This window comes from Citrobacter sp. Cpo069 (genome assembly GCF_030332785.1).
Taxonomy (GTDB): Bacteria; Pseudomonadota; Gammaproteobacteria; order Enterobacterales; family Enterobacteriaceae; genus Citrobacter; species Citrobacter portucalensis.
The window spans coordinates 105,685-116,193 of the sequence record NZ_JAOWHD010000058.1; the positions used below are offsets into that span (position 1 = coordinate 105,685).

At 41.3% G+C, this 10,509-nt stretch carries 10 protein-coding genes; 6 read left to right on the top strand and 4 right to left on the bottom strand.

Annotation, left to right across the window (positions count from 1 at the left end; translation table 11 throughout):
• The first annotated feature begins 1,251 nt into the window (after positions 1-1,251).
• From OGY08_RS15935 to OGY08_RS15945, 3 genes are all read left to right on the top strand, one after another.
• Positions 1,252-1,413 (top strand): hypothetical protein, encoded by a 162-nt coding sequence (locus OGY08_RS15935; protein WP_286566061.1) that lies wholly within the window; start codon positions 1,252-1,254, stop codon positions 1,411-1,413.
• Between the two features lie 1,128 nt (positions 1,414-2,541).
• Positions 2,542-3,795, top strand: coding sequence for a ParA family protein (locus OGY08_RS15940; RefSeq protein WP_001050364.1), 1,254 nt, complete (start codon positions 2,542-2,544; stop codon positions 3,793-3,795).
• A complete protein-coding gene (locus OGY08_RS15945; RefSeq protein ID WP_001278838.1) occupies positions 3,792-4,796 on the top strand; it encodes a ParB family protein in 1,005 nt (334 codons plus the stop codon). Before OGY08_RS15940 ends, OGY08_RS15945 begins: the two co-directional genes overlap by 4 nt.
• 61 nt (positions 4,797-4,857) lie before the next feature.
• On the opposite strand, the gene OGY08_RS15950 is transcribed toward OGY08_RS15945, so the two are convergent.
• From OGY08_RS15950 to OGY08_RS15965, 4 genes are read right to left on the bottom strand one after another with little or no spacing between them, the layout of a single operon-like run.
• Complete coding sequence (locus OGY08_RS15950) at positions 4,858-5,247, bottom strand: hypothetical protein (protein ID WP_000815011.1); 390 nt, start codon at positions 5,245-5,247, stop codon at positions 4,858-4,860.
• Positions 5,244-5,765: a hypothetical protein gene (locus OGY08_RS15955; protein ID WP_000598517.1), complete on the bottom strand. Its 522-nt coding sequence runs from the start codon at positions 5,763-5,765 to the stop codon at positions 5,244-5,246. The genes OGY08_RS15950 and OGY08_RS15955 overlap by 4 nt, the downstream gene beginning before the upstream one ends.
• A complete protein-coding gene (locus OGY08_RS15960; protein WP_000700976.1) occupies positions 5,758-6,594 on the bottom strand; it encodes a hypothetical protein in 837 nt (278 codons plus the stop codon). Before OGY08_RS15960 ends, OGY08_RS15955 begins: the two co-directional genes overlap by 8 nt.
• Entirely contained in the window at positions 6,591-7,538 is a 948-nt protein-coding gene (locus OGY08_RS15965; RefSeq protein WP_000718595.1) for a metallophosphoesterase, read from the bottom strand. The genes OGY08_RS15960 and OGY08_RS15965 overlap by 4 nt, the downstream gene beginning before the upstream one ends.
• 363 nt (positions 7,539-7,901) lie before the next feature.
• On the opposite strand from OGY08_RS15965, the gene parM reads away from it, so the two are divergent.
• From parM to OGY08_RS15980, 3 genes are read left to right on the top strand one after another with little or no spacing between them, the layout of a single operon-like run.
• Positions 7,902-8,939: a plasmid segregation protein ParM domain-containing protein gene (gene parM, locus OGY08_RS15970; RefSeq protein ID WP_000818954.1), complete on the top strand. Its 1,038-nt coding sequence runs from the start codon at positions 7,902-7,904 to the stop codon at positions 8,937-8,939.
• 11 nt (positions 8,940-8,950) lie between these two features.
• Positions 8,951-9,463: a hypothetical protein gene (locus OGY08_RS15975; protein ID WP_001151875.1), complete on the top strand. Its 513-nt coding sequence runs from the start codon at positions 8,951-8,953 to the stop codon at positions 9,461-9,463.
• Between the two features lie 21 nt (positions 9,464-9,484).
• Complete coding sequence (locus tag OGY08_RS15980; protein ID WP_031942297.1) at positions 9,485-10,453, top strand: IS5-like element IS903B family transposase; 969 nt, start codon at positions 9,485-9,487, stop codon at positions 10,451-10,453.
• The last annotated feature ends 56 nt before the right edge of the window (positions 10,454-10,509 follow it).

The following is a 10,509-nucleotide window of genomic DNA, read 5'->3' on the forward strand; positions in this document are numbered from 1 at the left end:
TTTCCGATAATCACAAGGACGGACGGGTGATTATATCTGTGCATAGTATGTCTGAGCAGCATCAGAAGGCACTGTCAGCCACTGGCAGATTTAACCCCCTTAATCGCCAAACTGGCGTTCAGTCCTGATAGTGTCCTTCCGTCCTGGGCAGGGTTGCTAACACTTGCTCCCTTAATACGAAATGCGCCTGCTGATAAAGATTAAAGTCACATCACTGCATACCGGTCTGCCGACTCCGGTGCATGGCCTTTTCCGATAATCACAAGGACGGACGGGTGATTATATCTGTGCATAGTATGTCTGAGCAGCATCAGAAGGCACTGTCAGCCGCTGGCAGATTTAACCCCCTTAATCGCCAAACTGGGATCAGTCCTGATAGTGTCCTTCCGTCCTGGAGAGGGTTGCTAACACTTGTTCCCATGATACGAAATGCGCCAGCTGATACAGATTAACGTCTCATTGCCCATGCCGGTCTGCCGACACCGGTGCATGGCCTTTTCCGATATTCGCAAGCACAGATGCTTGATTTTTTCAGGGTGTAATATACCTGAGCAGCATCTGAAGGCACTTTCAGTCGCTGTCAGATTTAACACCCTTAATCGCCAATCTGGGATTTTATGATGTTAACCTCCAGTTCAAGACCCTTGCTCCCATGATGCGAACCTTGCCACCTGATAAAGATTTACGCCTCATTCCTGTATGCAGGTCTTACGACTCTAGTGCACGGACAATTTTCGGTCATAACAAGACCTGGCGGAAGATTTAATCAGGCGTGGTGTGACTGAGCAGAAGCTGGGGCAATGTCAGCCGCTGGCAGAAAAAACCCTTATTCGCCATCTCAAACCGTCATTATGGGTAGTCCTTTTAACTTTCTCAGGACCATTAAGCTTAAACTCCGTTTAGAGAATGACGTAAGATTTAGGCTAAGCAGGTTAAGTGATCCCTCTCCCGGGTTGAACACTATATTCATCGTACGAGCGGAAGATTGTCCTTCGGGAAATATTTCTTAAACACCGCTCGGGATCTTATTGCCACTGGCGGATTTAACCCCCTTAATCGCCATACTGGGGTTCTGTCCTGATGCTGGCCTTCAGTTCTGGGCTTGGGTTGCTATCGCTTGCTCCCATAATGCGAAATGTGCCTCCTGATACAGATTAACGTCATATTCCTGCGTGCCGGTCTGCCGACACCAGTGCACGGGCTTTTTTCGGTCATCACATTTCCGGGCAGGAGATTCTATCAGGGCGTGGTGTGACTGAGCAGCAACTGGGGCACTGTCAGCAGCTTGCAGATTTAACACCCTTAATCGCCAAACTGGGATTCTGTTCTGATGTTGACCTTCCGTTCTGGGCGGGCTTTGGTTTAATAACACTTACTTCCATAATACGAAATGTGCTTGATGATGCAGATTAAATTCACATTACTGCATACCGGTCTGCCGACACCGGTGCATGGGCGATTTCCGACGATCTCAAGAACATATGGGAGATTATATCAGGGAGAGTAGTATGCCTGAGCAGCATCTGAAGGCACTGTCAGCCGCTGTGAGATTTAACCCCCTTAATCGCCAAACTGGGGTTCTGTCCTCATGCTGGCCTTCAGTTCCGGGCTGGGTTGCTATCACTTGCTCACATAATGCGAAATGTACCTGCTGATACAGATTAACGTCATATTCCTATATGCCGGTCTGCCGACATCAGTGCTTGGGCTATTTTCGGTCAAAACAAGACCTGGCGAGAGATTTAATCAAGCGTGGTGTGACTGAGCAGCAGCTGGGGGCACTGTCATCCGCTTGCAAATTTAACCCCCTTAATCGCCAAACTTGGGTTCAGTCCTGATGTTGGCATTCCGTTCTGGGCGGCGTTGCTATCACTTGCTCCCATTATGCGAAAAGTGCCTGCTGATACAGATTAACGTCATATTCATGCATGCCGGTCTGCCGACACCAGTGCACGGGTTTTTTTCGGTCATTACAATACCGGGCAGGGGATTAAATCAGGGCGTGGTGTGACTGAGCAGCAGCTGGGACACTGTCAGCCGCTGGCAGATTTAACCCCCTTAATCTCCACACTGGGGTTGCCTCCTTAAGTTGGGTTTCATTTCGGGGTGAGGTTGCTAACTCTGCTCCCATAATTCGTAGTGTGCCTCCTCAAGAGATTAACACCTCATATCTTTAGACTGGACTGACGACAACGGTTCACAGTTAGGAAACGTATATCAGCACACCGGTGAGATAGATTTTAGGGTCTAAGCAAGAAATAGGGTAGGCGTGAAGATTCATTAATGGAGCTCTTAACTTCAAAGCGTAGAGAAGGAGACAAGAATCGTGGTTTAAACAGGTTGTGCATTAGGTATGGACTAGAGAGTCTGAGCTCACATCTGCAAGTTAAGCTCACAAAAAATCATAAAAAAGTAAACAAACATTAGCTTAAGATTGAAACTAAGGATAGAATTGTACGCATAACAAGGAAATGGACGCATTATACGTAAAGTTTACATATATGCGTAAAAGTCGGTTTTCAGTGCAAAAAGGTCATAACCATGAATTTACTTGAAAAGATCGCCCTCGTTGGTCAGCGCATGAAAAGCGAGCAGATTTCTCTAAAGGAATCTCTGATGGCTTCATCAAGAGTATCTGTTTCTGATGATAGTGTTGATGGTGTTGATAGACTGATCTATAACCACTGTTTGAATAAAAAAAATCTCTCTGATTTTTTTGGGAAGTCACGAGTAACGTTCAATAAAATACTTTCGGACTTAGAAGAAAAAGAACTTGTTGGTGCACCTATTTATCAAAACAAAAATCATCTTTACACCCGCTGGGATGTTCAAAAAATAATGGATGCCCTGGGTTATCCCAAGTACCGCGATCATTACTTTAGCAGAGCTATTGTTACTCAGAATCATAAAGGCGGTACAGGGAAAAGCACTACATCTGTAGCTTTAGCAGTAGCAGCTGCTTTAGATCTACAACTCAATGCACGTGTATTAATGATCGAATGGGACCCACAAGGTTCGATTGGAAGCAGCATGATTCAAAGTGTCTCAGAAGATGATGTCTTCCTTACAGCAATTGATGCAATCCTTGGAATTTATGAAGAAAATTCTGAGTATAAAAAATATTTAGATTCAGGATTCTCTGAAGAAGAAATCATCACTAATATGCCTTTTTCAACGCATCTGCCAAACTTGGACGTAATAACGGCTTTTCCGACAGATGCTCGTTTTAAAGATAAATACTGGCAATGTTCTAGAGAAGAACGTACGTCTTTGTTACTACGTTTCAAGGAAGTTATCTTACCGGTACTGAAGCAGAACTATGATTTGATTATTATAGACACTCCACCTGAAGATTCACCTTTGATCTGGGCTGCTGACGAAGCGGCCGATGGGATTCTTGTCGCAGTGTCACCACGTGAATATGATTACGCCTCTACTACAGACTTCATGCTTACAATAAGTGAAAGGTTTAAACAATCACCAAGTAAGGGCGACAATTTAAAATGGTTCAAAGTTCTTGCTGTCAATGTAGATGACAAAAGTCCATATGAAAGAATAGTTTTGGATAAATTAATCAGAACTGTTCAGGACCTTTTGATGTCCGCTAACATAAAAAATTCTGAAGCATTTAAGGCAGCTGCTTCCAAAGGGCGTACAGTGCTTGATATCAAAAAATCAGAGGAACTTTGTTCCGCAAAGCAGCTTGATGTCGCAGAAGAATCTGTATTACAGGTATATCAGCAATTTATAAATGAAATAAAAAGTTTTTCAGCTAAGCAAGGAGTTAACGCATGAGCGATGAGCAACATATCGGGAATGATAAATCTCGATATTTAAACGCACCAAAGCGGACAGAAGTCGGTCACCGTTCAGGTCTTGCGGGTTTGAAAACAGCACCTCGCATAAAAAAGTTATTCACTCTTCATAAGGGCCGGAGACTTGAAGCGGAACATGTGATTGTTCCAGCCCAGAGAGTGGAGAAGGAGACCTTAGTCCATCCAGCGAACCCACGAAATCAAGAAGCCCTTACAGATTATTCTGTTAGAGATATTCTTAAGCAGATTGAAGAAAGAGGGGTCGATACCGAAGGGATCGCTGTAAAAAGAGATGGGGTTTATTTATTAATAGAAGGAAGTCGCAGACGTTTCTGCTGTATAAAGGCAGAAAAGGATCTCCCCCTGTGGGTTCTTCCGGATGAACTAACCGAAGATGATATAAATTCAATTATATCCGCAGCACAAACATCTCGAAAATTTTCATATAGAGAAGTTGGGTTTCAATTTATCAAAAAAATGGAAGAAAAAGGATTTTCTACTAATGAAGAACTCGCAGCATATCTTGGGATTAGTCATGTATCGGTAGCCAAAAGAATCCAGGCGGCCCGTATTGACGAAACATTGATCTCTTTATTCCCGGATTATGAAGGAATCCCGAACTCCTATTATAGTCGCTTGTCTCGTTTACAGAAATATGTGCAAAAAAATCTATTTCCTTTAGATGAAGTAATAGATAATGTTAAAGAGGAAACAAAAGATTTAGACATTGGAGATCTCCAGGTTGCTCAAAAAGTTGTAATGGAAAAAATCACACAATCTGTGGAAAGTGTTTGTGAAAAAACTTATTCCACAAAATGGGAAACAAGTGATCTTATTACTTTTGATAACAAAGATAAGTATGCAAGAATCAGTAAAAACAATACTGGTAGAAAAATTCGCTTTGAATTCAATAGGATAAATGCGGGTTTTATTAAGGAACTAGAGGAGTTCATAAAAGAAAAATTAAAAGTATCAGAATAAATATTGAACTGCATCTTTATGATGCAGTTCATATGATTTATATTTTTAATTTCTTGTTATATTAATATGGGGTGTGCGCAGGTTCAGACATATAAGGTCTTAGTTCTATATGAACAGAAGCGCCATTCCCATCATTTACTACGTTTAAAGGTGCTTTTCCCGGCAATGACATAGTTGCAACGTCAGGTCCAGAAACAGCAAAATTATTTTCTGCTGAAGGCATTACTGTAAAAATCTTTATAGCAACATTTTCATGTCTAAATAATGAAATCCCAAAAGTAGAACCAGCTTCGGTATTGCTCACGTCCACAACCACAGGGGTTTTTCCTAGATATTCATTAGTTAGTATGTTTTTTACTAATGCCCCTTCCGGGACAGTATAGATACGGTATGGATATGCTAAAGCCGTGTGACAAAAACATATTAAAATAACAATTAATGTTTGTTTCATAGATTATCCTCATTCAAAAATAAAAGATATAACTCTTGAAAATCGTGGTTAGTAATTAGGTCCGCTTTTCCGGGAAAATCGTAACTAACAGAAAATAAAAGCGAAAGCGAATCTTTTCCTTTTGCTTTGGGAGAGATTCTGCTAAAAGCACGGTTAATAAACATAAGTTGATCTTCATTGTTGAAGCAAAGTCCAAGCATTCCAACCGTAGGAACTACGAATGTGCTTACGCTGCCTGGGGGCAAAAGTTGCTTACTACGGGCATTGTAAGCACAACGACTACCACCTAGCGTTAGGCCTGAAAGCTCAATAAAACTTCTGGTTCCATTCTTGGCGACAAGCCAAACATCAGTTCCTGAACTTTCGACACGTAAAGTAACTTTTCCGTCAGTAAAGGCCTCACTTTTATTGTATAGAATAGGGTCAAAACCAACTGTCGGGAGTTCTTCGATTTTACTTTCTACTGACTGACAACCAGTCAGTAATGCAAACAATAAAAGTGTGATAACTTTAATCATCCCGCTTCCTTAGATTGTTTTTGGCGCTCGTTATAAAAGATAATGATTCACCGGGGTAGAGAATTGTTTCTTTCGTCCAATAACCATAACCACCGAGGATATTTTTTCTTTTCTCAATATAAACGGGTTCAGAAAATACTAAATGTTGATATTTAGGAAGAGATAAGATTTCATATTTTCCTTGTCCAACTAAGAGGTAATTCTTCTCTTTAGGATTGATGGTTACTGGATTACCAACACTTTGAGGTATGTTAAGTTTTTTTATATTTAGGTCAGAATAGTCAGGAACGGACACTTGATCATTAGACGTATTTCCGGGAAGAGTAAACCCTTTACCCTGATCCGGTCCAAAGATGGCAATTATATCTTTGTTGTTTCTTGTGATCGAAACGATAGCCTGAAGGGGCGTATTAGCAAGGTCATTTATAAACGATATAGTTAGACTTGATTTTGGCTCGACCCAAACAATGCTTTTTCCGGATGTGCCTTCGCTTAATGCAATTTTTTCATTTAGTAAGATTTTATTTTTGGCAATGATATTATACTCAAGTTTTGGTATCACAATAAAAAGTGATTCTTTATTTGAAACATTCATGATTTCTAAGAAATTGGTTTTGGTCATGCTGGTCTTTAGAACAGGCCTATATTTACCATTTATAAACCACCTTCCGTTTATAAGCTCCGCTTTAGCAGATATAAGTGAATCACTTTTCTGTGCGGCAGAAGAAAAAGCATCTTTTCTATGCTCTTTCTCTTGATGTGGTGCAGCTGCTGCGTGAAGATGCAAAAGTAATGTTGAAATTGAGATAATCTTCCAATTTATCTTCATCTTGTTACCTCAATGTTGTTTTCAATCGAATCGAGTTCTAAAGGATAGGTTTTAAGTGAATAAAACTTGTTTGTTGTTTGTATTAGCTGATGACACAATAAAACTGGATTGTTCTTCATGATTATTTCTACTAATGTAAGTGCTGGTGAGTCAGTTTGCGGTATACCCGGAGCAACTATTACCTGGTCTTCTAATTTTGACATATAGAGTGATCCAGTATTTATATGCAAACAATTACCGATCAGTACTGGAAGATTGTTTTGAGTACGACCATGGGCTTTTCGAATGCTGTTTACAGGATTCCTACCTAGGACCATAAGGTTGACGTCATTTATCATCATTGGTATTACGGCATGGTCCATACCGAATAGAAACTGGCTCTGAAAAATATTCACATTGGCATAGTTGAATGCTTGAAGCGCATTATAAGTATCAGTGAATGATGTGCGGATAGGGGCGTAATCAGAAGGGCAAACCCCAATTTTTATATCGCCTTTTAGTAAAATCTGCATCATCGTACCAAGCTGGGTATTAAGAAGTTTTTTTACCTCTTCCTCTAAATAGTAACGATTCACAGCTTTATGCCACTTTCCGCCCATTACACACCATCTCTCATTGAGGTATGTGCTGGGGTAAAATGTTCTCCGGTCTTTGTTTAATGGTAACAATTTTTTTAACATTTCTTCTCCGGCTCCGGCAGCTGAGAAATGCCTCACAAAACGTCCATCGAAAAAGCCACTGTTTATCGCCTTCATCAATTCTATGGGTTCCGGCCCATAGTCAAACAAATTTCCAGTAGAGAAAATTACTATCTCTTCTTCTGGCTTTGTAACTGATTGGATCAAGTTGCACAGCGCAGAGTAATGTCCATGAGGATCTGCCAGAAAGAAAATCCTTCCGGAGAAGTTTGTAAGGTCTATAGTTTGGACGTGCTCAGCTGCCATAAATTCCTCTACGTATGTTTACATCGATGATACGGTATTTCGAACTATGATTTTTTTACAAAAAGGCGTCATTTTGGATTCTAAGCCTAAGGACCTTTGTTACTTACAGGTAAAGGCCCCAGTCCTGGCTCTCAAACAGTTCATACTTAGGATGCAAAGTAACTTTCTGATTATAATTGGCTCCTTTATAAACATGGTTAATACATGAATACAGGAAATTTAACGGTAAGGTATTTAAAATGGAAGGATGCTGAAATAACATAGACTTACGTATTTTTTTAATAGTGTTAATGTTGATAATAGGTCACCATTAATGTATAAAGTTAATATCTAATATGGTCCTATTAATAAAAGAGAGTTTTTATGGCTGAACTATTAAAATCTGAAAGTCCTGTTTCACCATCAGTGCAGGATATCACTGAAGCTTTAAAAATCGTTGTCGATGATGGAAGTAAAGCTGCAAAACTGGTTTGTCTTAATGAAAGAAACGAATTAGTTCCCTTGCTTACACAAAATAGTTTTGTTCCAGATTTCCGTGTTCGCCATGAGGGTCTCAATCCTTTTAACTATCTTATTGATGGGCTGGAAAGGTTTTCGCATCACAGCGAATCTAGTAACTCACTGGAATCGACTGATGTATCTCACCAATACGATGAAATTAGCCGGTTAAATGTTCACCATGCACTTCATGCTTCTGGTTTAGTTCCTCAGGATGTTCACCTCTTTGTTACTTTACCACTTAGCCAGTTCTATACTGCTTTAGGGGAAACGAATATTGAAAATATTCAGAGAAAAAAAGATAATCTGATGAAACCAGTAGAGCGTTATCTTGACGGTAAACGCTATTCTTTTAACGTTTTGTCTGTGACTGTTTTCCCTGAATCTTTACCAGCTGTGACCCGGGCAGATGAAATTGAGGATATTGCTTCATTTGAATCAAGTTTGGTAATTGATCTTGGTGGTACTACTCTTGATGTTGCAAGTATTACTGGGCAATTAGAACAGATTTCGAAAGTAAAAGGTTTTGACCGTATTGGTTGTTCTATTGTTTACGATGAGATCAGCAGGTATCTTGAATCTGAGAAACTGAATACGAGTAATGCTTACATTCATCATCTTGTTGATAATCGTCATGATAAATCAGCTTTGAAGGTTGCAGAGGACAAGCGTGACGGTGTTTTTGATGCGGTAAACTCTGCGGTACAGAAGTTGCAAAGTAAAGTAATCAGAGCGGTTACACAAGTCGAAGAGAGGCCTCATAATGTTTTCCTTGTTGGGGGAGGTTCATATCTCATCGAAACAGCTATTCGTAAACATTTTGAAACGGCTAAAGTTATCATGGTAGACAATCCGCAGTTCGCATTATCTTTGGCAATTGCTGATACTATTTATTCAGAATAATGAGCTAGAACATGGCTAAATACCCTATCTCAAATAAGGCAGATAACGACCGGATTCAGATCCGGTCTTTCTGGATATCCGAAAGAAAAGCACCCTATGTTTATAGTTTCTTGAAAAAAACAGAACTTTGTCATAGGGGTGACCAACTGGATTTAATTAGGTCGGCTATTAGTACCGGGTTGGTATTAAATAATTTATTTCCTGACTTGGCAAATTTTATAAATGGTTTAAACGAAAGATTAACACTTGCAGATCTTAATAGGTTTCTGAATGATGGAAATACTATAGATACTGAACCTAAGCCTCCTATTAATGTATTGCTAGAGAATGTCTTAGATCAAAAGTTTAAGGAGTATTTAACACCTCTACAATTAGATAATTCAAAGCAGGATTCTGTTTCTGTAAAAGAAACCTTCCTTGTACAAAAGGAACATGCCTGCTTTGGTGTGAAGATTGAAAATGAGGGAAGCGATACCTCTATACCATCTGAAAGCCCACTTTCTTCAGGTGCATGGCTTTGTTGAATAAATCGAACTTTTGCTGAGTTGAAGGATCAGATCACGCATCTTCCCGACAACGCAGACCGTTCCGTGGCAAAGCAAAAGTTCAAAATCACCAACTGGCCCACCTACAATAAAGCCCTCATCAACCGTGGCTCCATAACTTTCTGGCTGGATGATGAAGCTATTCAGGCCTGGTATGAGTCAGCAACACCTTCTTCACGAGGCAGACCTCAGCGCTATTCTGACCTTGCCATCACGACTGTGCTGGTCATTAAACGCGTATTCAGGCTGACCCTGCGCGCTGCGCAGGGCTTTATTGATTCCATTTTTTCTCTGATGAACGTTCCGCTACGCTGCCCGGATTACAGCTGTGTCAGCAGGCGGGCAAAGTCGGTTAATGTCAGTTTCAAAACGTCCACCCGGGGTGAAATCGCACACCTGGTAATTGATTCCACCGGGCTGAAGGTCTTCGGTGAAGGCGAGTGGAAAGTCAAAAAGCATGGCCAGGAACGCCGCCGTATCTGGCGTAAGCTGCATCTCGCCGTTGACAGTAAAACACATGAAATCATCTGCGCTGACCTGTCGCTGAACAATGTTACGGACTCAGAGGCCTTCCCCGGGTTAATCCGGCAAACCCACCGGAAAATCAGGTCAGCCGCCGCCGATGGCGCTTACGATACCCGGCTATGTCACGATGAACTGCGGCGTAAGAAAATCAGCGCGCTTATCCCTCCCCGAAAAGGTGCGGGTTACTGGCCCGGTGAATATGCAGACCGTAACCGTGCAGTGGCTAATCAGCGAATGACCGGGAGTAATGCGCGGTGGAAATGGACAACAGATTACAACCGTCGCTCGATAGCGGAAACGGCGATGTACCGGGTAAAACAGCTGTTCGGGGGTTCACTGACGCTGCGTGACTACGATGGTCAGGTTGCGGAGGCTATGGCCCTGGTACGAGCGCTGAACAAAATGACGAAAGCAGGTATGCCTGAAAGCGTGCGTATTGCCTGAAAACACAACCCGCTACGGGGGAGACTTACCCGAAATCTGATTTATTCAACAAAGCC